Source organism: Alkalicoccus chagannorensis DSM 18086 (assembly GCF_000429725.1).
GTDB lineage: Bacteria > Bacillota > Bacilli > Bacillales > Salisediminibacteriaceae > Alkalicoccus > Alkalicoccus chagannorensis.
Window position 1 is genome coordinate 21,674 of record NZ_AUCK01000024.1, and the last position, 22,166, is coordinate 43,839.

Genomic DNA, 22,166 nt, shown 5'->3' on the forward strand with positions numbered 1-22,166 from the left:
GTTCAGAACCCCCAGGAAGCAGCAAATGTCGTCCGTTCCATGTTGTCTCTTCTCACTGCACAACAAGCTGCATGCAAAAACAGGAGGACTCGTCCTTTTCCAGCGGGCGGTCATCTGCTACAATGATAGGAAACATACGTTTGGAGGATCACGATGAATTTTACCGCGATTGATTTTGAAACGGCATCCAGAGAGGCGGGAAGTGCCTGCGCTATCGGCTTTGTCCACATACGGAACAGCGAGATATACGAAACCGGCTACTCTCTGATCCGTCCGTACACGTCTTACTTTGACCCTGCCTGCGTGCGCGTGCACGGCTTGACATGGGACGATGTCAAAGATGCACCGACTTTCGATGAGCTGATGCCGGACCTGTCCCCTTATCTGGAAGGCCAGCTGCTCGTTGCACATAATGCGTCTTTTGATATGCGTGTCCTTCGCTCCGCTCTGGATGTTCATCAGCTGAAGTATCCTCGCGCATCCTATAATTGTACGGTTCAGATCGCCAAAAAGACGTGGCCGGAGTTTTACAATTTCAAGCTCTCCACTGTCGCCCATGAGCTGGGGGTATCTTTTCAGCACCACCACGCACTGGAGGATGCACAAGTATGTGCAGAAATTATGCTGCGCGCCGAGGAGATTCATCAAGCTTTTGATGAGGAAACGTTTCTTCAGCGGCTGCAGCTCTCCAACGGTACGCTGGCACCAGGTGCGCACATCACACCCGGCAGGAATAAGAAAATGCGGAAAAGTGGTGCTTCTCCTGCTTTTCTCGAAGGAAGGTAACGGCATCCTGCTCTGCGAGTAGCTCCCCCTCTGAATGGAACTCTGAGCGAGGCTGGGACAACATCGTTTTCCTGCACGTAAAAAACGCTTTCGATGACCCAAGTGGGATCGTCGAAAGCGTTTTGTTTTTACATAACGTTCACTGCCAGGAGTGCAAACCCGAGTTCCTGTTTTACCTTCGCTTTGCCTCTCACCGACATGCTGGTGACTTCAGAAATCCAACAACGGCTTCCACGTCGGTTTTACGCCGATGGTAGATGGTTCCCGGTTTCTCTTCCGAAAGCACCGGTATCGATGCAACATGGCCGACTTCTACGGATCGCTGACGCTCCAGTCGTCCTATCGCAAACACGCGCAGCAACCGATTCAACCTTCCTCTCAGGACAGCAGCGGCGGTCCTGTCACTGCCTGAATCTCTTCAAAGCTCGACCCGTCGAGAATTTCTTTTAATTTCAACCCCTGCGGCGTCACATCGATGACAGCCCGGTCGGTGATGATGCGGTCTACTACGCCTTTCCCGGTTAAAGGCAGACTGCATTCCTGTACGATTTTCGGAGTCCCATCTTTGCTCACATGATCCATGATGATGATCACCCGCTTTGCTCCGTGGACCAGATCCATGGCACCGCCCATCCCTTTGATCATTTTACCCGGGATCATCCAGTTGGCGAGGTCCCCGCCGGCTGCCACTTCCATTGCTCCGAGAATCGCAACGTCAATATGGCCGCCCCGGATCATCGCAAAAGATTCTGCGCTGCTGAAAAAGGCGGCTCCCTTCGCTGTAGTCACCGTCTCTTTTCCGGCGTTAATCAGATCGGCATCCAGTTCTTCTTCCGTCGGATAAGGTCCAATACCGAGCAGGCCGTTTTCGGACTGCAGCATCACCTCTTTTTGTGGATCGAGATAGTTCGCCACCATCGTCGGCATCCCGATGCCGAGATTGACATAATCTCCACTCTGGATTTCTTTTTCTGCTCTCCTCGCAATGGTTGCCCTTTTTTCCTGTTTGTCCATCGGAATCCCTCCTTATCCTTCTTTTACCGTCCGGCGCTCGATTCGATTCTCCTGCTCTGCCTGCAGCATGCGGTCAACGTAAATCCCCGGAGTGTGGATGTGATGCGGATCAATCGTGCCCGGCTCCACAAGATGCTCCACTTCGGCAATCGTCAGCCTGCCGGCTGCTGCAATCATGGGATTGAAGTTTTGAGCAGTTTTTCGGTAGACGAGGTTGCCGAAGGTGTCTCCCGTATGGGCTCGGACGATACTCACATCCCCCGTAATCGCCTCCTCGAGCAGATACGGCCTGCCGTGAAATTCACGCACTTCTTTCCCTTCTGCAATCTTCGTTCCGACGCCGGCAGGAGTATAAAAAGCAGGGATTCCTGCTCCGCCTGCCCTCAGCTTTTCCGCGAGCGTCCCCTGCGGTACGAGCTCTACTTCCAGCTCCCCGTTAATCACCTGACGTTCAAATTCTTTGTTCTCCCCTACGTAGGACGCATAAATTTTATCAATCTGCTTTTTTTCGAGCAGCAGCCCGAGACCCCAGTCATCCACACCGCAGTTGTTTGATACAATCGTCAAGTTTTTCAAGTTTTTATCGGCTATCGCCTGAATGACATGTTCTGGAATGCCGCAGAGGCCGAATCCCCCTGCAAGAATCACCGCACCATCTTCCAGGCCGTTAATAACCTCTTCCGCTGATTGAAATAGTGGTTTCATGAAGATCCTCCTCTACACTGGATAGACTGGATGTTTCCGCTCTGAGAAAACAACCTCTTTGTTCTCATAGAGATGATACCGTTCTGTCAAGACGTCCCGAAGCTGATCGGGCGGAACAACGTCATCTACGATCAGCTCCGAGGCGAGGCGGTAAATATCGATGTTCTCCTGGTATTCTTTTCTCTTTTCAGCCGTAAAAGCCGGACGCTCCTCTTCTGGGAGAGAGGCGATTTTATTGGCATACACCGCATTGACGGCCGCTTCAGGACCCATAACGGCAATCTGAGCAGAAGGCAGGGCAATACAGGCATCCGGTTCAAATGCGGGCCCTGCCATCGCATATAGACCTGCTCCGTATGCTTTCCGCACGATGACGGAGATTTTCGGCACAACAGCCTCGGACATGGCTGCTACCATTTTCGCCCCGTGCCGTATGATGCCCGCCTGTTCAACCCTTGTCCCGATCATGAATCCCGGAACGTCTACAAGGAAAAGAAGCGGGATCTGAAACGCATCACAGAGAGTGATGAAGCGTGCGGCTTTATCGGCTGAATCATGGAAGAGCACGCCCCCCTTCTGCTTCGGCTGATTGGCAACGATACCAACAGCCCGGCCGTCGATCCGTGCAAACCCAGTAATCAGTTCTTTGGCGAAGAGAGCTTTTATTTCATAGAAACTGCCTTCATCAATAATACCGTCAATAAAGTCATGCATGTTAAACGGCGCATTTTGATTTGCAGGGATCATGCCTTCCAGGTCTGTTTCGACAGCGGGAACCGATGGAGCCTCAGGAGGGCGGCTGCTGTAGCGTTCCGGCATGTAGGTGAAATACGTCCTGGCTGAAGCAATCGCCGATGTTTCATCCTCGGCCAGGACGTCGCCACAGCCGGAAACAGAACAGTGCATCGATGCCCCGCCCATCTCTTCCAGCGACACTTTCTCTCCGATAACCATCTCCGCCATCCGGGGAGAACCGAGGTACATCGATGCATTGCCTTTCACCATAATCACGACGTCACAAAAAGAAGGGATGTAGGCACCTCCTGCTGCTGAGGGTCCAAACAGCACACAAATCTGTGGAACCATGCCGGACATCTTCACTTGATTATGAAACAGACGGCCGGCTCCTCGCCGGTTGGGGAACATCTCAATCTGATCGGTAATCCGTGCGCCGGCGCTGTCCACTAAGTAAAACATCGGCGCTTTCAGCTTCATCGCCGTTTCCTGAATACGGATCATCTTTTCCACCGTGCGCGATCCCCAGGAGCCGGCTTTCACAGTGGAGTCATTTGCCAGAACGCACACGGTTCGGCCGTCTACTTTTCCGACAGCTGTGATTACCCCGTCTGCCGGCAGCCCTTCCGTTTCGGCATTGGCAAACCTGCCGTCTTCTTTCCAGGCTGCATCATCAAACAGCAGCGCGAGCCGTTCACGCACAAACATTTTTCCTTTGGCTTCATTTGCCTCGTGATACTTCGCAGCGCCGCCTTTTTCAATTTCTTCCACTCGTTCCTTCCAGGAGCGGTCCAGCTTCATCGTCATATACAGTCCTCCCGTTCTCACTTTCCTTCATAATGGGGCTTTCGCTTTTCCTTGAATGCGTTCAACCCTTCCCGCCGGTCTTCTGTGCCGATGGTTTTTTTGTATTCGCGTTCTTCTATCTTCATGCCCTCATCCAATGGAACCTGCAAGCCGCTGTTGACCGCTTGTTTGGCATACTGAACAGCCAGTGGAGCACGAGCAGCAATGTCCTGGGCAAGTTCCTGAGCGGCTGCGTATGGATTGTCCGAAGTACAGAGAAACAGGCCGGTCGACACTGCTTCCTCCCCATTCAGGCTGCGGCCGGCGAGGATCATGGCCTTGGCGTTCTGTTCGCCGATCAATCTCGGCAGCCGCTGCGTTCCGCCCCCGCCGGGGATAATGCCCAGGCCGGTTTCCGACATTGTGAACGTGCTGTCTGCCCGGCCGATTCTGAAATCACAGGCGGCAGCCAGTTCCAGTCCTCCTCCGAAAGCAGCGCCGTTCAAGGCAGCAATGACTGGTTTCGGCATCGCATACACCTGCTCAATCAGGCTTCTGATGGATGACACTGCTGTCCATACTTCAGATTCCGGCACTTGAGCGCGCTCCTTTAAATCGGCGCCGGCCGAAAACACTTTCGCACCGCTGCCGGTAAGGATGACACATCGAATGTCTTCCCTTCCAGCCCAGGATGCAAGAACGGAGGAGAGTTCTTCCAGCACTTGTTTGGAGAGTGCATTGGCTGCCTCCGGGCGGTCGATGACAGCCGTGGCAGTATATCCTTCGATCATCGTCTTGATCATGCGCCGTCCTCCCCTCTTGGTACGAGCGCTGCCTGGTAACTGGCCAGTCCACGCGCGGTATGCGGCTCGATAAAAGCCGCCGCCTCTATCAATCTGTTCAGGTCCGCCCCGGTGGCAATACCCATGGATTCCATTAAATACTGGACATCTTCTGTAGCAATGTTGCCCGAAGCCCCGTCCGCATAAGGACAGCCGCCGAGACCGCCGGAAGCGCTGTCAAAAATCTGAATGTTCTGCTCCAGTCCGGCTACGATGTTCGCTGCAGCAAGGCCTCTCGTATTGTGGAGGTGAAGCGCCATTCTCCCTGTTGGAATGGTTGTTTTCAGCTGCCGCAGAACGTGCGTGACCTGCTTTGGATTTGCTGTTCCGATCGTGTCGCCGAGAGACAGCTCGTCGATTCCGCTTTCCAGCAGAGCATGGCTGACTTTCTCTACCTGCGGGGTGCTGATCTGCCCTTCATACGGACAGCCGAAGACCATCGAGACGTAGCCGCGCACTGTTTTTCCTGCCTTCTTTGCCTCCCTGGTCACCTCTTGGAGAACAGGCAGCGTGTCTTCTATGGATTTATTGACGTTCCGGCGGTTATGGGTATCTGAAGCCGAGATAAATACACTCACTTCATCCACCTCCGCCCGCAGTGCACGCTCCAGTCCTTTCGGGTTCGGCACGAGCGCGGCGAGGGTGACTTCCTCCCGCCGGGTCAGGTAGCGGAACACATCGTCAGCATCGGCCAGAGCAGGAATCCATTTAGGCGAAACAAAAGAAGACACTTCAATGTAGCGCAGTCCTGCATCCATCAATTTTTCGATCCAGGCTACTTTCTTCTCTGTTGGAATAATCGCTTGTTCGTTCTGAAGACCATCTCTCGGCCCTACTTCACGGAGCATTACTTCCGCAGGCATTGGCATCGAGGCACCTCCTAAGACTGGATTTTTACAAGTACATCGCCTTCGTTAATAAAGCTTCCTTCCTCTACGACGATCGATTCCACCGTACCTGCTGATTCAGCAGCTATCGGGATCTCCATTTTCATCGACTCCAGAATCACAACTTCATCCCCCGGCTTCACTTCATCTCCGGTATTCACCGTGATTTTCCATACGTTCCCTGCCATTGATGCTTTTATTTCTTCCATGCCGCTTCCTCCTCTTTTTTATCGGTTAAAAAATGCGTGGTCACTTTCCCCTGTTGAAACGCAGAATCCTGCAGGATATCGAGCAGCAGCGGGACATTCGTTTTAATACCGGAAATGGATGTCCTCTCCAGCACTTGTATCATCCGGCTGATCCCCTGCTCTCTGGATTCGGCGTGCACAATCAATTTTCCTGCCATCGGATCATAAAAAGGGGTGATCGTATCTCCGTTCGTAAATCCGACATCGCACCGGAGAAACGGAAAGTCAGGAATCTCCCATTCGGTGATCGTTCCCGGAGAAGGGAAGAACGTCTTCGGATCCTCGGCGTACAGGCGGACTTCCAGGGCATAGGCGTGTGCTGGCTGCGTATACTGAAGCTCATCCAGTCGTTTCCCCTCCGCCACTGCCAGCTGCCATGCAACCAGATCGGCTCCCGTCGTTTCTTCCGTCACAGGATGTTCGACCTGCAGGCGCGTATTCATCTCGAGAAAATAGATGTTCTCTTCTTTATCCACGAGAAACTCTACCGTACCGGCGTTTTTATACTGCAGGTGAGAAGCGGCACGGACCGCGGCGGTCTGCAAGGCCTCTTCGGTCTGTTTACTCAGTCCAGGAGGCGGCGCTTCTTCGATCACTTTCTGATGACGCCGCTGAACAGAACAATCCCGAAGCCCGATGCAGGACATACTGCCACGGTCGTCCCCGAAGATTTGTGCCTCAATGTGACGGGGTTCTTCCACGTATTTCTCCAGATATAACAGGGAGGAGGCAAAGAAGGTTTCTGCCTTTTTGGCGACCGATGCAGCTGCTTTCAAGAGTTCCGTTTCATTATCGACCCGCTGCATACCAATGCCCCCTCCTCCGGCTGCTGCTTTCAGCATGAGCGGAAAGGAAACAGCTGCTGCTGCCTCGTTCAGGTCTGCTTCCTCGATCGACGCCAGCTCTCGGCCGGGAACTACCGGCACTCCGGCTTCTTTCATCACATTTCTCGCCTGAATCTTATCCCCCATCTGCGCAATCACGTCTGGCTGCGGTCCGATGAATAGAAGCCCTTCCGCCTCTACTCGTTCGGCGAAGGCTGCGTTCTCTGAAAGCAGGCCGTACCCGGGATGAACGGCCTGGGCCCCGCTGTCTTTCGCGGCCTGCAGAATATGTTCTATGTTCAGGTAGCTTTCGTGCACTCTTGAACCACCAATATGGCAGGCGCGGTCAGCCAGTTTCACGTGCTGACTCTGTTCATCAGCATCCGAGTAGACGGCGACACTCGTAATACCCAGCTCTCGGCACGTTCGGATAATCCGGCATGCGATTTCTCCTCTGTTGGCAATCAGCAGTGTATGCATTCTATCGCTCCTTTCATTCTGATGGGCATCCAATCTCACGGGCGATCACGAGCCGTTGAATTTCCGAAGTCCCTTCGCCGATCTCCATCAATTTCGCATCACGCAGGAAGCGTTCAATTTTATATTCACGCATATACCCGTAGCCGCCGTGGATCTGGAGAGATTCATTACAGGCTCTTGTTGCCGCTTCCGATGCGTACAATTTAGCCATCGCCGCTTCTCTTTTGAACGGTTTCCCGTGATCTTTCAGCCAGGCCGCTTTACGGACCATGTTTTCAGCGAGCTCCAGTTCCATTGCCATGTCGGCGAGTTTAAACTGAATCGCCTGGAAGCTTCCGATGTGGCGGCCGAACTGTTTTCTTTCCCGGCTGTAGGCGAGCGCTGCTTCATACGCTGCCTTGCCAATGCCGAGTGCCAGCGCAGCTATCGAAATCCTGCCCCCGTCCAGCGTGTGCAGAAACTGACCGAACCCCTTCTCGGGACTGCCGAGAATATTTGCTTCCGGTACCCGAACATCGTTCAGGAGAATTTCGGTCGTATTGGAACCGCGTACCCCCATCTTTTCGTATTCTGCCCGGATCGACATGCCGGGAGTATCGGTCGGAACGATGAAGGCGGAGATGTTTTTCCGGCCGTCCGGACGTTCCCCGGTAACAGCCGTCACGATGACGGTGGACGCATACGTGGCGTTCGTAATCCAGCATTTCTCTCCATTAAGCACATACTCCGCCCCGTCTTTAACGGCCTTCGTTCTCGTACCACCTGCATCCGATCCGGCATTCGGTTCCGTCAGACCGAAAGACCCGAGCGATGCGCCGGAAGCCAGCGGAACGAGGAAGCGCTCCTTCTGCTCTTCGGTGCCAAAATGATAAATAGGTGATGCTCCGAGGGACACTGCTGCTGCGTAGCTGAGACCGGTGGATCCGCAGGCTTTCCCGATTTCTTCCACTGCCAGGATATAAGACATCGTATCCCCGCCCGATCCCCCGTAGGCTTCTGGAAAGGGAATACCGAGAAATCCCAGCTCCCCCATCTGTTGAAACAATTCCTCCGGGAAACGTTCCTCTTTGTCAATCGCTTCCGCTTTTGGTGCTACTTCCTTCTCTGCAAAATCTTTGGCCATCTGCTGAATCATCTGCTGTTCTTTCGTCAGATCAAAGTTCATTACAGCCGCTCCTCTCATGATTATGTAAGGGCTTACAAAACATCCGGAAAAAGAACGACTGACTGAACACTCGCTCAGAAAGCCGCCGCTTTTTTTCATTATATAGTAAACGACCTGCCGTGTAAACGCTTTCTCCTAGAGGTTCTGTTGATGCGTTCAGATCGTCCAGAAGGTCATGATATCCAGTATACCGTATAAAATCATGAAGGCGCCTGCCGCTTTCTGAACAGCTTCTCCTATTTTTCTGCTTTTGCGGACCGCACTTCCGCCAAGGTCAAGAAACCAGATGATGCCCATCATAAGCAGAAAGGGCAGGGCTGTCCCCACAGCGAAAAGAGCAGGAAGAAAGACGCCGCCGGTTGACTGAACAGCTGCCGGCATGAGCAGCAGGAAGAAAAGCAGAAACATCGTCGGACAGAACCCGAGAGAGAAACTGAATCCGAGCAGGAAAGGACCTGTTTTTTTTCCGCGGAATATCGACGGCATGGTCCGGAACCGGAACGTCAGCTGCAGAATTCCCAGCATGTAAAGTCCGACGAAAATCAGCACCGGTCCGAGCAGCTGGCGCATCGGTTCAAAAAAGATAGGCAGCTGGCGCTGAAATTCCTGACCGAGCAGAAAAACAATCAGTCCGAGCATAGAAAAAGCCGTCACTTTCCCCATCAGGTACCAGAGCGTATCGCTCCAAGATATTTTATCTTTCATCGACTTTGTTCCATACAGCGTCATGGCACTGACGTTCCCGGAAATCTGACACGGGGCCAGTGCACCAACGATACCTAGTAAAAATGCAAACAGAATAGGCAGGGATTCCGCCTGTCTCGCTGCATTCATGAAGGGATCACGGATCACCTGCGTCACTGCATCCACTGTTTCAAACACGATCATCCCTCCCCCTTTTTCATAATTCGGGTTCATTATAGCAGAGAAGAACCGTGTGGACGACGATTAACAACCCGCTCAGAAGGGAATTGCCGGAGCAGGAGGGATTACATGAAATTTGCCATTTTCGGAAGTACCGGTAGAGTAGGGAAAGATATTCTGACACGGGCTGTTCAGGACGGCCATACGTGCACGGTGCTCGTCCGTTCGCCTAAGCGGCTGCCTTCAGAACTGCAGGAGCACCCGAATGTCCAGATCATCGAAGGAGATGCCAAAGATGCCGGTATCGTCCGGCGGATGTTTGAACAAGACACGTTTGATGCTGTAGTGAGTGCTCTGTCTACAGATAAAAGCGATACGCTCACTGCCGCTGTTCCGCTGATCATCAGCGGCATGAAAGACCAGGGCGTCAGTCGAATTGTAACCATCGGCACTGCAGGAATTCTCGATGCCCGGGATGAACCGGATGTGTACCGTTTCCAGTCCAAAGAGTCACGCAGAACGACCACACGCGCGGCAGAGGAGCATGCTGCCGCTTATGAATCACTGCGGGATGCTGGACTCGATTTTACGGTCATCTGTCCGACGTACCTCCCGGACGGCCCGGCAGACGAGAATGTAGCCTGGGATATCCAGGTGCTTCCTGAGGACGGATCCCAGGTGACCACCGGCAACACCGGATGGTTTGCTTATACGCATCTTTGGAACGAAGACTTCTACCGAAAAAGAATCGGTATCGTTGAGCCGGGAACGGCGCGTTCACACTAAGGCAGCCAGCCCAGCGCGGCTGCCTCTTTGATCCAGTCCTGATTGTTTTTCAACTGTCGCTTTTTAGCGATATTCCTCCGGTGATTCTCCACCGTTTTCGAGGTGATGCCTAACAGCTGAGCACTGTCCCGGACGGAATAGCCGTTCACTTTCAATCGAAAGACTTCCTCTTCACGCCTCGTCATCTCCCCTTCCTGCGGGCCAGCTGCTGCAATCTCCGTCGAAGCAGCGGTCCTTTTCATCGACCTCCAGTTTTTCTCCCACCCCTCTATTCGTGTGTCTGCCGCCATTCGATAATGAAAATACATACTGTCCACACCCGGCTGCTTCTCATAAAGCAGGATAAACAGCGCACGTCCGGCCTGTTTCCGGAGACTGACGATCGGAAGAACGCCGCTCAGCCCATCGTGCAGCACCACCCGGTCAAACGGGAACTGCTGCAGCTTTTTCAATGCGTCTTCTTTTGTTTCTACGGTCACCATGTACTCAATACTCTCCAGATCCCGGAGCAGCTGCTCCAGTCCGTACCGGATCAACGGATGGGTAATTCCGAGCAGTATACGCATGTATATTCCTCCGTTCACAAATTTGTATCCTGTCGTTCAACAATTGCTCACAAATTCACATTAAGTAGGGGTTATCCCCTATGACGTCTTTTTCACATTATCTACTATGATTAATCTGCACGCAAGAAATGACATTGACATTCCGGGGGGAGACACCATGTTTTTTGAAAATGATCCCGTCCTCTTAAGTCGTATATTAACGTATTTGACACTTGGCTTTCATGCTATCTTTGCTACGATCGGGGTCGGCATTCCGATGATGATCGCTATCGCAGAGTGGATGGGAATCAAGCGTAACGACCCTCACTACACGCTTCTGGCCAGGCGGTGGGCCCGCGGCTTCGTGATTACGGTAGCCGTCGGTGTCGTGACAGGAACCGCCATGGGACTGCAGCTGAGCCTGCTTTGGCCGAACTTTATGCAGGCGGCCGGCCACACCATCGGCCTTCCGATGTTCATGGAAACGTTCGCCTTCTTCTTCGAAGCGATCTTTCTCGGTATTTACCTGTACACGTTCGACCGGTTCAAATCTAAGATGAAGCACTTCCTGCTTGTTATTCCGATTGTGATCGGAGCCACTGCAAGTGCTTTCTTCATTACTACGGTGAATGCGTTCATGAACGCGCCGCAGGGATTTGAAATGGTGAACGGTGTTGTCACAAACGTCAGCCCAATCGAAGCCATGTTCAATCCGGCAACACCGACGAAAGTGTCTCATGTGATTATCACCTGTTATCTGACCGCTGCGTTCGTGCTCGGTGCGATTGCAGCAGTGAAGATCATCCGTGGCAATAAATCTGTTTATCACCGGAAGGCGCTGCATCTTACGATGATCGCTGGTGCTGTTTTTGCGCTCGGGACCGCGGCAATCGGGGATTTCTCCGGCAAGTACCTGCACGAATACCAGCCGGAAAAGCTCGCCGCTGCCGAGTGGCACTTCGAAACAGAAACCGAAGCACCCTTAATTCTCGGAGGTATCTTAACTGACGAAGGGGAAGTCGAATACGCGCTGGAAATTCCTTATGCGTTAAGCATCCTTGCTGGCTTTTCTCCGGATACGGAAGTGACCGGTCTGAACGATTTTGATGAAGATGAACTTCCACCCCTTTTCGTACATTACTTCTTTGACTTGATGGTGGGTATCGGTATGTACCTGGCCTTTGTCAGCATGCTGTTCGTCTTCATGAACTGGAAAAAGGGCTGGAACGCGTTTAACAAACCTCTGCTGATGATGATTGCTGCCGGCGGTCCGCTGTCGATTGTAGCGATGGAATCCGGCTGGATTTTTGCCGAAGTCGGCAGACAGCCATGGATCCTGAACGGCATCATGAGAACATCAGAAGGAGCTACCACGTCGGACCACGTCGGTCTTATGCTGATTCTCTTCGCCCTTCTCTACACCGTACTCGGCGTGACCTGTATTACGGTACTGAAGAAGATGTTCCAGCGTAATCCTGTGGAAAAAGAAATGCATAAACGCGGCATCGACAACTACGACATCCGCTAGAGAGGAGGAGGCACATGTCCTATGAAATCATTGGTATTACCGTACTCTGGCTGTTCCTGTACGGATACCTGATCGTCGCATCCGTGGATTTCGGTGCTGGCTTTTTCAGCTACTACACGAAGCGGACGAAAAAAGATCATAAAATCCATTCTATTATTCAGCGTTACCTTTCTCCTGTCTGGGAAGTCACGAACGTCTTTCTCGTATTTTTCTTTATCGGCATCGTCGGATTCTTTCCGGATACCGCCTACTATTACGGAACGGCGCTCTTGATACCGGGAAGCGTGGCGATTATCCTGCTCGCCATCCGCGGCTCGTATTACGCATTCGCAACCTACGGGGCGAAGGAAAGCAGCTTCTATAATTTTCTCTACGGTGCTACGGGACTGCTGATTCCTGCCTCCTTGACGACGGTACTGACCGTGTCTGAAGGCGGTTATATTCAGGTGCAGGGAGACAATGTCCAGCTTCTCTATGGGGAACTCTTTACCAGTCTTTATTCCTGGGGAGTCGTCATTCTTGCAGTCGTCAGCGTGCTGTTTATCTCGGCTGCGTTCCTCACTTATTATGCTGCAAGAGCGAAAGACCAGACGGCACTGGAGCTGCTCCGTAAGTACGCGCTGATCTGGGCGGGACCAGCCATCGGTATGGGTATCATTGTCTTCTTCCTTCTAGGCAGAAGAAATCCGACCCATTTCGAAGGCATGCTCGATCTCTGGTGGATGTTTGCCGTCTCCTTTGCTGCTTTCGCCGGTGCTCTCTATTTCATCTGGAAACGAAAAAAGTACGGTACAGCATTCATTCTCGTCATGGTGCAGTACTTCGCGGCTTTCTTTGCTTACGGAGCTGCCCATCTGCCGTACCTGCTTTATCCGTATTTGACGATTTATGATGGCTTTACAAACGATGCGATGGCGCTGGCACTTGTCATTGCTTTCATCGCAGGACTGCTTCTGCTAATCCCTTCTCTCTATCTGCTGATGCGTCTCTTCTTGTTTGATGCAGAGTACGTAGAAGGCCGCAGGTAAAGGAGGATTCTGATGACTGACATTGCCCCGCCGCTCGTACTGATTGGCTGCCTGCTCCTCTTATTCTTCTGGGGAGCAAAACGGAAGAAAAATAACACGAACAGAAAGGAAGATCGTCCATGACCTTAAATGATTTTCTCATTCTTGTTGCACCGCAGCTGACGCTGTTTGCTTGTGTTGCTCTCGTCTTCGTCTGGGCCACAAAAGCAAAAGCTCCTGCGTTTCTCGATAACCAAGTTCCTGCTCCTTATGAAGAAGAAGTGCTGCACGAAAGCGAAAAAACGCATACTGCATCATAAATAAAACAACGCAGGAAAGTGATCACTTCCTCCAGGGCATATTCCCGCTTCCAAGGTATGCTGGTCAATGCAGATCTATTCTTATTTCAGCAGCCAGATCTCTCTCTTGGATCAAAATCGCGGAACGGGTCGTGCTGCAGGTTTTTAAAGGGAAAAACGGGTGATTGCCCTTCCCGGGCGGTGCACGAAGCCGCCGTCACCCTATATGAAAACTTCTACATTCCTATCATGGAACAAAAGCGCAGAGCGCCTTTTGGTCGGAACGGTGTGCGGAAGCGCTGCAAGCTTTCCGAGGGAAGAAAAAGGTTCTGTTTCTTCCCGTGCAGCGCATGGAGCCGCCGTCACCTTGTATGAAAACTTATACATTCTTATAATGCAAGAAAACGCCGCCCCCTTCACCAGCGCCAGGTGAGGGGGGCGGCGTTTTTAACGCTTCTTACGTGAACGGATAGCCATCCGGCTGCATGGCGCATCCTTTTCTTGTGTCATAAAAGAGCGAGAAGGAGCCCCCCAAGGACACCGACAAGGACAATCCGCCAAGCCGGCTGCTTCCAGTGATAGAGCAGCGTGAACATCAATACGGCAAACGCGAGATCCACCGGTGTTTCTACTGCTGTCGTAAAAATCGGATCATAGAAAGCAGCGAGCAGCACACCGATCACCGCCGCGTTCACGCCCATCAGCGCAGCACGCATCGGGGCATACTGCCGAAGCAGCATCCAGAACGGGAGGGCTCCGATAATAAGGAGAAAGGCCGGCAGGAAAATAGCTGCTGTGGCGGTTACTGCACCTGGAATCCCATCCGCCGCCATCCCGAGATAGCTTGCGAACGTAAAAAGCGGTCCTGGTACAGCCTGGGCAGCTCCGTAGCCGGCTAAAAATGTATCTTCTGTCACCAGTCCGGCAGGAACTACTTCCCGCTCGAGCATCGGAAGCACGACGTGCCCGCCGCCGAAAACGAGTGCGCCTGCTCGATAAAAGCTGTCGAAGATCTGCACATGCAGGCTGTCCGCAAACGCCCGCAGCAGCGGAAGTGCGCCTAGGAGAAGGAAGAATATCGTGAGGCTGCCGGCACCGATTTTCTTCGATAATGCTGCCGGCATCCCGCTTCCGGTCTCCGGCTTTTCATGCCGATACAGCAGCCATCCGGCTGCACCACCGGCGAGAATGACAACGACCTGCATCCACGCGGACGGAAGCAGCAGCAGCAGGATCAGTGCGGCAGCGGCGATCGTGACACGCGGGCGGTCCGGAGCGAGTGATTTCCCCATACCGAGAACAGCATGGGCTACTACGGCTACGGCTACAAGTTTGAGGCCGTCGATGATACCAGCTTCGATCCAGCCCTGCTGCTGGAAAAAAACAGCGGCGGCCATCAAAAGCAGGACGGAAGGCATCGTAAAGCCGAGAAAGGAAATAAAGCCTCCGACAAGCCCTCCGCGGGTAATGCCAATGCCGATGCCGACCTGACTGGAAGCCGGACCGGGAAGGAACTGACAGAGAGCCACTAAATCTGCATACTGCCTGTCGCTGACCCACTGCCTTCGTTCAACGTACTCATGCCGGAAGTAGCCGAGGTGCGCTACTGGGCCACCGAACGATGTCAGACCGAGCCGCAGGGAAATCAAAAATATTTCTGTTAAACGCTGTATGTAGGACACAAAGTTGACCTCCTTCTTGTTCACTGGGGATCCATTCTGGATGAAGCTGCGTCCTTATTTGTTATTTACTGTCTGCCTTCGCCATTCGTTTGTAAAACGAAAGCGCTGTTCAAGCTTGATGTAGTTCTTTGATGAAAGCAGCGATAGGCGGCGACGCTCAAGGGACTAGCCCCGGAGCAAGCGTCCGGCGCAAGCGGATGAAATCAACAACGAACGATAACATAGACAAAACGAAACAAAAACAGCGGAGGTGGTTCCTCTCCGCTGTTTATTATACATAACACCGCCTTTATATGCATAGAGGTTTATGCAAGTTTGTAAACAAGTGCTTCGTACGGCCGCATTGTTCTTCCGTGGAGAGAGGCCCCTGTCTGATCATAATTGCTGAGAAGCAGGTGAGCGGCTGCTTCGTTCAAACCATCAGGAAGATGGAAGACCGGTGTACCGGCGAAGAAATTCAACACAACCAGCACCTGCTCCTTGCCGAGCGTTCTCGTGAATACATACAACTCTTCATGATCCGGATCATAAAGCTCATAATCCCCGTATACGAGGACGTCCTCCTGCCTGCGCAGCCGGATCAGCTTTTTGTAATACGACAAGATCGATGCCGGATCGTTCATCTGGGCTGCCGCATTGATCGACGTATAATTCGGATTCACTTCGATCCACGGGGTTCCCGCAGTAAAACCAGCATGAGCAGACGCATCCCACTGCACCGGGGTGCGTGCATTGTCGCGGCCGGTAGTCCAGATCCGCTGCATCACGTCCTCATGGCTGTGCCCCCGTTCCTGCGTAAATTCTTTGTACATATTGAGGATCTCAACATCACGATAATAGGAGATATCCGGAAACTCAACGTTCGTCATGCCCAGCTCTTCCCCCTGATAAATGTAGGGAGTGCCTTTCATCGTATGAAGGAACGTTCCCAGCAGTTTAGCCGAAGTCTGATGATACTGCTGATCATCTCCGAAACGGGATACTTGACGGGGCTGATCATGGTTGTTGAAGTAGAGACTGTTCCATCCCCTCCCCTGCATTTCTTTATCCCATTTTGTCATAATCTGCTTGAGCTCAGGCAGCTTCCATGGTCGTGTTTCCCACTTTCCCGCATGCGTGCCTGGTTCAGCATCTACAGCCATATGTTCAAACTGAAAGACCATATTTAAATAGCCGCTCTCTTCGTCCACCATGTCGGCCGCTGAGGATAAAGGCAGAAAAGCAGTTTCCCCGACAGTAATGGTGTCATAGTGACGAAGCACTTTGTCCCTCATTTCCTCCAAGTATTCGAACAGCCGCGGCCCGTCTGCAAAATGTTCAGCAGCAAACTGGTAACGAGAGGCCGGATCTTTGATGGACGCGTCCGGGAGCCCCGGCGTCTTGGAAATATTATTGATTACGTCCATTCGGAAGCCATCTACTCCCCGGTCCAGCCACCACGTCATCATGTCATATACCTGCTGTCGTACTTCTTCCCTCTCCCAGTTCAAATCCGGCTGTTTTTTGGTGAACAAATGCAGATAGTACTGCCCGGTTGTCTCATCCCATTCCCAGGCGGAGCCGCTGAAAAAAGAAACCCAGTTGTTCGGCTCGGATCCGTCCGGAGCTGGATCGCGCCAGATGTAATAATCGCGGTACGGATTATCCCGCGAACTGCGCGATTCGATAAACCAAGGGTGTTCATCCGACGTATGGTTGACAACGAGGTCCATCATCAGTCGAATCCCCCGGTCATGCAGAGCATCAAGCAGCTCATCCCAGTCCTCCATCGTGCCGAATTCCTTCATGATTCGCTGATAGTGGGAAATATCATACCCATTGTCATCATTCGGGGATTCATACACTGGGGACAGCCAGACCACATCGATCCCGAGTTCCGCCAGATAGTCTACTTTTTCAATGATTCCTTGAATGTCGCCAATACCATCTCCGTTCGAATCTCGAAAGCTTCTTGGATAAATTTGATAAACGACCGCTTCTTTCCACCATTGCCGCTTCATTGGCTCCTCCTTTATGCGTGTTTTCGCCTATGCTCACGATCCTTCGTGATGATGATCCTTCACCTGCAGCTCCGTTTCGTTCTTCAAGCACTGAAGATTTGGCGCTCTCCGTGTGGATCCCTTCAAACGATCGTGAACAGCACGATGAGAACCTCCCAGGCACCATCATCGGAAAAGCTCCTCGTGTGCATGTACAACTATTGTATCTTTCCCTTCTCGATTTGCAAGCACTGCGTCAGGCATCATCCATTCGAGTGGATCCGATACCCGGAAACGTCGCACGCTGGGTCCGATCGAATCTTTCCAGTACCTTGATTCTCCCAGGAATCCGTATTGACACGGAGCAAGGACAGGTGTGATAAAATATAGAAAAATCAGGATACATACTATCGAAAGGGGTGCGCTATGTACTTCCGCATTGATACTTCAAGCGGCGTCCCGGTGTACGAACAGATCGTGCATCAAGTGATATCGATGAGACGTGCCGGTCTGCTCCAGCAGGGGGAAACACTGCCCTCCGTACGGGAACTTTCCTCCCATATGGTCATCAATCCTAACACTGCTGCAAAAGCCTACAGGGCCCTTGAAGATTCCGGGATGGTCCAGATGCAGGGCCGCAGTGTAATTATCACCGACCAGCTGCCACCGGAAGCAGCCGAGCAGGAAAAAGAAACGATGAAAAGAAAGTTGAAACGGCAGCTGTTCGAAGCACGTGCAGCGGGAATGAGTGAAGAAGAACTGCTCTCCTTCACCCGCAGCTGCATGGAGGAATGGGGGGAATCCGCTCCATGAAAGTGAAGCACCTTTCTAAAAAAATTCACCGCAATTATATTCTCGAAGACATCAATTTCCATGTCGAACCGGGAAGCATTACCGGCGTTGTCGGCCGGAATGGCGCCGGCAAAACTACGCTGCTGCGGACGATGGCGGGGATCCTCATTCCCTCCAGGGGGGATGTCTCCATTGACGGGCGCTCCATTTTTCAGCATCCGGAGATGAAAGCCGCCACTGCCTTTGTACCGGACTCTTCAGAAGCGTTGAAAAATTTCAGCACTGATGAGATCAAACGGCTCTATCAAAGTCTGTATCCACGTTTCGATCCATCCTACTTTGACCGGCTGATGGATCGGTTCGGCCTGGAAAAGCGTAAAAAAATCGGACACTATTCCAAAGGGATGAAGGCGTTATTCGGCTTGATTACCGCCTTTTCTACAAACGCCTCCTACATCCTCCTTGACGAGCCGACGGATGGTCTCGATGTGATCGTAAAAAAACAAGTCATGCAGCTGCTGATCGAAGAAGCTTCTGAATCGAATGTCTCTATCATCCTTTCCTCTCATCGGCTGGACGAGCTGGAAATGATGGCAAACGATATCATTCTTTTACGACATGGACGAGTGGAAAGCCATTATGAGCTCGACAAACTGAAAGAACGATATAAAAAGCTCCAGGTTGTTTTTGAAGAAACGATGCCTGCGGCCCTGGAAGCGTCCGTCCACATTCTCGACCAGACAGGGCGAGTCTATACGATCCTCGTCCCTGAAAGTGATCCTGCTGTCATCGAACAAATTCATAACAGCGGACCGCTCCTTTATGAGGAACTTGCTATGACGCTGGAAGACTACTTCGTTGCCAGGCTGGGGGGCGATACGTATGATGCATAAAGGACTTCTGCAGCAGAACTGGAAGCAGATCAAACTCGTCGTCTGGATTCTGCTGGTTATTTTCGTCCTGCACATGCCGCTGCAGGCGGCGCTGTCGATCGAGACCTGGAACGAACGAGTCGAACAGGCTGAACAATCGGAGGAATATGTATATGAAGTGCAGGCGTGGGAAGTGCAGCAGATTTTCTCGGAAGGCCTTTTTTCCTTTTTTGCCGCCTTCACCATCGCGTTTCTGGCCGCGGTCCTGATCGGCCTTGAGCGGAATACGCGAAGAAACGATTTCACCTTTTCGCTGCCCTTCTCAAGAAAACAGCTGTTTTTATCAAAATGGCTGCTCGGCTCCGGGACCATCGCTTTGTTTTTTCTTATTAATTTCTTTCCCGCCTACTGGATTATCAGCCAGTCTGAATTCAGCTATGCGCTGACTACCGTGACCTGGATTGAGATTTTCTGGGGACCGCTTTTCGGGTATGTTTTCTTCTTTACTTTCTGTCTGTTTGTCGGAACGATGACCGGTGAGATGATCTCACAGATGATCCTGAGCTTCATTTTGGCGTTTCTGCCTCAGATCATGCTTATCCTGATTCAGGAACTGATGCGGGTCCATGATCTGCTTTACTATCTGGTCAGTTCGCATCCACGCTGGGTCGACTACCTCACCCCTTTCTACTACGCCATTGGAGAACTGGGGGAGATTGCCGGCCTGCTGCTTTCTATTTTATTTACTGCGGCGGCTCTTTTTGGCGGCATTGTCCTTTACGAGCATAACAAACTGGAATATAACGGGGAGTTTCTCATTTTCAAATCTTTGACGGTGCCTTTTCTCGTCATGATTACCGTTATTATTTCGTTGTTCGGTGGTCTCGTCGTCTCCTCCCTGGCACCATGGGGCGCGGATGCACTTCGCATCATCTCCTATTGGATCGGCTTCTGCACGTTCCTTCTCTTTGCCGTGCTTATCTTGAAACGTATCACTGCAATGAACGTCAAATTCAGCGGCAAAGCCATTTGACGTAGACAAAAGCTTAGAGTCTCTTTTGGCCGGAAAGCGTGTGCTGCTGGTTTTTAAAGGGAAGAACACGTTTTTCGTTCTTCCCTTGGAGTGTAAAACTGCCTCCATCCTGCTGTAACACCTTATCCGTCCCTACGAAGTAAAAAGGCAGCTCGATGCCAGCCGTTGGAATCGGCGCCGGAACTTTCAGGCGCCGCTCCAGCTGCTGGCTTTTTTTCATCATTCCTTTTGTACCGGAGCCGTCCGCCTCCACGCCTCGACCCGGGACACCTTTTCATGTTGAAAACACACTGCTGTAAGAGGAAGGGGTATGGACGTTTACAGTCGTTTTTATAGGAAGCTCTGTGATTGTTTATTGTTGATAATGACAGAAAACGCCGCTGCAACTCGGCAGGCTTGCCGTGGAGGAAATCTCCAGCTTCCTCGGTCTTACGACCTGCGGGAACTTCCGATCTCCTTCTTCCACAGACGTCCGCCGGTCTTCGCTGCGTCCTTCTGAAAGAAAAGAAACGTTTATGAAACGGAGCAGGCCCAGGCTCTTTTTCGAGACGCCTGCGGATAAAGAAAGCGTGAGATCCTCCCGGACGTAAGGGAGGGAAAGCGGAAGGATGTCCCCGGGGCAAGCGAAGAAAAAAAGCCGCAGGCGTACTTTTGTTATAACAACACTAGGCTTTAATAAAGCCTTATAGAAAAGGACTACGTTTGGAGAATCAGGGTATCTCTCTCTATAGAACATGACCTGCAGCATTTCTCCTGGAGGTTGGGAAAACATAATAAAACGGTTGCAAAACTTGTATATACAAATTATAATATACGTGCAGTCGATTTTTGTATATACAAGTCACATTTTCTTGAAAACGTTTTAGGAGGGTTTTCCATGGCAAAGTACGAACAGGAAGTTCGTGATATTCTGGAAGCCATCGGCGGCGAGGAAAACATAGAAAAAGCAACACACTGTGTGACGCGCCTCCGGCTTGCGCTGAAAGATGAAGACGTAGTGGATGTCGAAAAACTCGAGGAACTGCCAATCGTCAAGGGGTCGTTCTCTACGAACGGTCAGTTCCAAATCATCATCGGACAGGGAACCGTAGATCAAGTATACAAAGACTTGATCGAAATGACATCGATTGGAGAAGCGAGCAAAGCAGATGTCAAAGATGCTTCGGCCCAGAAGATGAATCCATTCCAGCGGGCGATTAAAACGCTGGCCGATATTTTCATCCCGATCCTTCCAGCGATTGTAACGGCGGGTCTGCTTCTCGGTCTTCATAACATTCTTACGGCAGATAATATTTTCTTTGATGAAGCATCGCTCGTCGACGTTTACCCGCAGTGGGCCGATCTCGCTGAAATGATCTTCATCATTGCCCACGCCGCCTTCCAGTTCCTCCCTGCATTAATAGGGTGGTCGGCCGTCCGTCGTTTCGGCGGCAGTGATTTATTCGGGATAGTCCTCGGGCTGATCCTGGTCCATCCGAACCTGCTCAGTGCCTGGGAGTACGCGGATGCTCAGACTGCAGGAGAAGTGCCGGTATGGAACCTTTTCGGTCTTAACATCGAAGCCACGGGGTACCAGGGGCAAGTGCTGCCAGTGCTGGCGGCATCGTTTATTCTCGCTAAAATGGAAGTGTGGCTGCGCAGCAAAGTGCCTGATGCCATTCAGCTGCTTGTCGTAGCTCCAGTTGCCCTGCTTGTCACTGGTCTGGTAACCTTTATCGCCATCGGGCCAATCACGTTCACGCTCGGTAACAACATCACCGACGTTTTTGTCTGGCTCTTTGATGTAGCGCCTGCTCTCGGCGGCCTGGCATACGGTATTCTTTATGCACCGATGGTCGTTACAGGCATGCACCATGCTTTCCTTGCTGTAGACCTGCAGCTGACAGGGGCTGGAGACGGAACGTTCCTCTGGCCGATCCTGGCGCTGTCTAATATTGCTCAAGGTTCTGCCGCCTTTGCGATGTTCTTCGTATCGCGCAACGAGAACATCCGCGGACTCGCAGGAACATCCGGTCTCTCCGCATGGCTCGGTGTGACAGAACCGGCGATGTTCGGGGTGAATATCCGCTTTAAGTTCCCATTCATCTGTGCCATTGCCGGTTCCGCGGTCGCTGCGGTGTATATCTCCATCAACCATGTTCTTGCCAATGCCATAGGTGTCGGCGGCGTACCCGGAATCTTCTCGATTCAGGCAGGTGACTGGCTCAATTTCTTCATCGGTATGCTGATTGTGATCATTGTTCCGTTCGCACTCACGATCGCCTACGGAAAAACCGTTGCGAAAGCACAATTCAAGTAAGATCCCGG

The 22,166-nt window shown here is 52.0% G+C and carries 23 protein-coding genes; 10 read left to right on the plus strand and 13 right to left on the minus strand.

Going from position 1 to position 22,166, the window contains the following annotated elements; all coding sequences use genetic code 11:
• Nucleotides 1-153: 153 nt before the first annotated feature.
• Nucleotides 154-786 (plus strand): 3'-5' exonuclease, encoded by a 633-nt coding sequence (locus tag G477_RS0111335; RefSeq protein ID WP_026698045.1) that lies wholly within the window; start codon nucleotides 154-156, stop codon nucleotides 784-786.
• 190 nt (nucleotides 787-976) lie between these two features.
• Here G477_RS0111335 and G477_RS21215 read toward each other — a convergent pair whose 3' ends face one another.
• The 10 genes from G477_RS21215 to G477_RS0111380 all read right to left on the minus strand — a co-directional run bounded on the left by G477_RS21215 (nucleotide 977) and on the right by G477_RS0111380 (nucleotide 9,354).
• Nucleotides 977-1,147 (minus strand): hypothetical protein, encoded by a 171-nt coding sequence (locus G477_RS21215; protein ID WP_170203876.1) that lies wholly within the window; start codon nucleotides 1,145-1,147, stop codon nucleotides 977-979.
• Nucleotides 1,148-1,164: 17 nt separating this feature from the next.
• Nucleotides 1,165-1,800, minus strand: a complete 636-nt coding sequence (locus G477_RS0111340) for a 3-oxoacid CoA-transferase subunit B (RefSeq protein WP_026698046.1) — start codon at nucleotides 1,798-1,800, stop codon at nucleotides 1,165-1,167.
• A 12-nt stretch (nucleotides 1,801-1,812) separates the two neighbouring features.
• The gene (locus G477_RS0111345) at nucleotides 1,813-2,505 is read right to left on the minus strand and encodes a CoA transferase subunit A (RefSeq protein ID WP_026698047.1); all 693 of its coding nucleotides are present in this window, start codon (nucleotides 2,503-2,505) and stop codon (nucleotides 1,813-1,815) included.
• A 12-nt stretch (nucleotides 2,506-2,517) separates the two neighbouring features.
• Nucleotides 2,518-4,047: an acyl-CoA carboxylase subunit beta gene (locus G477_RS0111350; RefSeq protein ID WP_415783281.1), complete on the minus strand. Its 1,530-nt coding sequence runs from the start codon at nucleotides 4,045-4,047 to the stop codon at nucleotides 2,518-2,520.
• Nucleotides 4,048-4,064: 17 nt separating this feature from the next.
• Nucleotides 4,065-4,829, minus strand: coding sequence for an enoyl-CoA hydratase-related protein (locus tag G477_RS0111355; RefSeq protein WP_051287949.1), 765 nt, complete (start codon nucleotides 4,827-4,829; stop codon nucleotides 4,065-4,067).
• Nucleotides 4,826-5,737: a hydroxymethylglutaryl-CoA lyase gene (locus G477_RS0111360; protein ID WP_026698050.1), complete on the minus strand. Its 912-nt coding sequence runs from the start codon at nucleotides 5,735-5,737 to the stop codon at nucleotides 4,826-4,828. Before G477_RS0111360 ends, G477_RS0111355 begins: the two co-directional genes overlap by 4 nt.
• Nucleotides 5,738-5,748: 11 nt before the next feature.
• A complete protein-coding gene (locus G477_RS0111365; RefSeq protein ID WP_026698051.1) occupies nucleotides 5,749-5,964 on the minus strand; it encodes an acetyl-CoA carboxylase biotin carboxyl carrier protein subunit in 216 nt (71 codons plus the stop codon).
• Entirely contained in the window at nucleotides 5,952-7,307 is a 1,356-nt protein-coding gene (locus G477_RS0111370) for an acetyl-CoA carboxylase biotin carboxylase subunit (protein WP_026698052.1), read from the minus strand. Before G477_RS0111370 ends, G477_RS0111365 begins: the two co-directional genes overlap by 13 nt.
• 13 nt (nucleotides 7,308-7,320) lie before the next feature.
• On the minus strand, nucleotides 7,321-8,472 hold the full coding sequence (locus G477_RS0111375) for an acyl-CoA dehydrogenase family protein (RefSeq protein ID WP_026698053.1): 1,152 nt from the start codon (nucleotides 8,470-8,472) through the stop codon (nucleotides 7,321-7,323).
• Nucleotides 8,473-8,628: 156 nt separating this feature from the next.
• Nucleotides 8,629-9,354, minus strand: a complete 726-nt coding sequence (locus G477_RS0111380) for an urease accessory protein UreH domain-containing protein (RefSeq protein ID WP_026698054.1) — start codon at nucleotides 9,352-9,354, stop codon at nucleotides 8,629-8,631.
• Nucleotides 9,355-9,465: 111 nt separating this feature from the next.
• On the opposite strand from G477_RS0111380, the gene G477_RS0111385 reads away from it, so the two are divergent.
• Entirely contained in the window at nucleotides 9,466-10,122 is a 657-nt protein-coding gene (locus G477_RS0111385) for an NAD(P)-dependent oxidoreductase (RefSeq protein ID WP_026698055.1), read from the plus strand.
• Here G477_RS0111385 and G477_RS0111390 read toward each other — a convergent pair.
• Nucleotides 10,119-10,688 (minus strand): response regulator transcription factor, encoded by a 570-nt coding sequence (locus G477_RS0111390; protein WP_026698056.1) that lies wholly within the window; start codon nucleotides 10,686-10,688, stop codon nucleotides 10,119-10,121. The genes G477_RS0111385 and G477_RS0111390 overlap by 4 nt on opposite strands.
• Nucleotides 10,689-10,845: 157 nt before the next feature.
• Here G477_RS0111390 and G477_RS0111395 point away from each other — a divergent pair, with 157 nt between their 5' ends.
• Genes G477_RS0111395 through cydS (G477_RS0111410) form a run of 4 tightly spaced genes read left to right on the plus strand, consistent with a single transcriptional unit; the run spans nucleotide 10,846 to nucleotide 13,522 of the window.
• Entirely contained in the window at nucleotides 10,846-12,195 is a 1,350-nt protein-coding gene (locus G477_RS0111395) for a cytochrome ubiquinol oxidase subunit I (RefSeq protein ID WP_026698057.1), read from the plus strand.
• A gap of 14 nt (nucleotides 12,196-12,209) precedes the next feature.
• Nucleotides 12,210-13,223, plus strand: coding sequence for a cytochrome d ubiquinol oxidase subunit II (locus G477_RS0111400; protein WP_026698058.1), 1,014 nt, complete (start codon nucleotides 12,210-12,212; stop codon nucleotides 13,221-13,223).
• Nucleotides 13,224-13,235: 12 nt separating this feature from the next.
• Nucleotides 13,236-13,346, plus strand: a complete 111-nt coding sequence (cydS, locus tag G477_RS21710) for a cytochrome bd oxidase small subunit CydS family protein (RefSeq protein ID WP_415783282.1) — start codon at nucleotides 13,236-13,238, stop codon at nucleotides 13,344-13,346.
• Entirely contained in the window at nucleotides 13,343-13,522 is a 180-nt protein-coding gene (cydS, locus tag G477_RS0111410) for a cytochrome bd oxidase small subunit CydS family protein (RefSeq protein WP_026698059.1), read from the plus strand. Before cydS (G477_RS21710) ends, cydS (G477_RS0111410) begins: the two co-directional genes overlap by 4 nt.
• A gap of 485 nt (nucleotides 13,523-14,007) precedes the next feature.
• Here the strand turns inward: cydS (G477_RS0111410) and chrA are convergent, their stop codons facing one another.
• Both chrA and G477_RS0111420 read right to left on the minus strand, forming a co-directional pair.
• Complete coding sequence (chrA, locus tag G477_RS0111415; protein ID WP_026698060.1) at nucleotides 14,008-15,183, minus strand: chromate efflux transporter; 1,176 nt, start codon at nucleotides 15,181-15,183, stop codon at nucleotides 14,008-14,010.
• A 305-nt stretch (nucleotides 15,184-15,488) separates the two neighbouring features.
• On the minus strand, nucleotides 15,489-17,183 hold the full coding sequence (locus G477_RS0111420; protein ID WP_026698061.1) for a glycoside hydrolase family 13 protein: 1,695 nt from the start codon (nucleotides 17,181-17,183) through the stop codon (nucleotides 15,489-15,491).
• 405 nt (nucleotides 17,184-17,588) lie between these two features.
• On the opposite strand from G477_RS0111420, the gene G477_RS0111425 reads away from it, so the two are divergent.
• The 4 genes from G477_RS0111425 (at nucleotide 17,589) to treP (ending at nucleotide 22,158) form a co-directional block, all read left to right on the plus strand.
• Nucleotides 17,589-17,975 (plus strand): GntR family transcriptional regulator, encoded by a 387-nt coding sequence (locus G477_RS0111425; protein ID WP_026698062.1) that lies wholly within the window; start codon nucleotides 17,589-17,591, stop codon nucleotides 17,973-17,975.
• Nucleotides 17,972-18,847 carry an ABC transporter ATP-binding protein gene (locus G477_RS0111430; protein WP_026698063.1) on the plus strand — a complete coding sequence of 292 codons (876 nt, stop codon included), beginning with the start codon at nucleotides 17,972-17,974 and terminating at the stop codon, nucleotides 18,845-18,847. The genes G477_RS0111425 and G477_RS0111430 overlap by 4 nt, the downstream gene beginning before the upstream one ends.
• Nucleotides 18,837-19,859, plus strand: coding sequence for an ABC-2 transporter permease (locus tag G477_RS0111435; RefSeq protein WP_026698064.1), 1,023 nt, complete (start codon nucleotides 18,837-18,839; stop codon nucleotides 19,857-19,859). Before G477_RS0111430 ends, G477_RS0111435 begins: the two co-directional genes overlap by 11 nt.
• An 877-nt stretch (nucleotides 19,860-20,736) precedes the next feature.
• Nucleotides 20,737-22,158 (plus strand): PTS system trehalose-specific EIIBC component, encoded by a 1,422-nt coding sequence (gene treP / locus G477_RS0111450; protein ID WP_026698067.1) that lies wholly within the window; start codon nucleotides 20,737-20,739, stop codon nucleotides 22,156-22,158.
• Nucleotides 22,159-22,166: the final 8 nt, after the last annotated feature.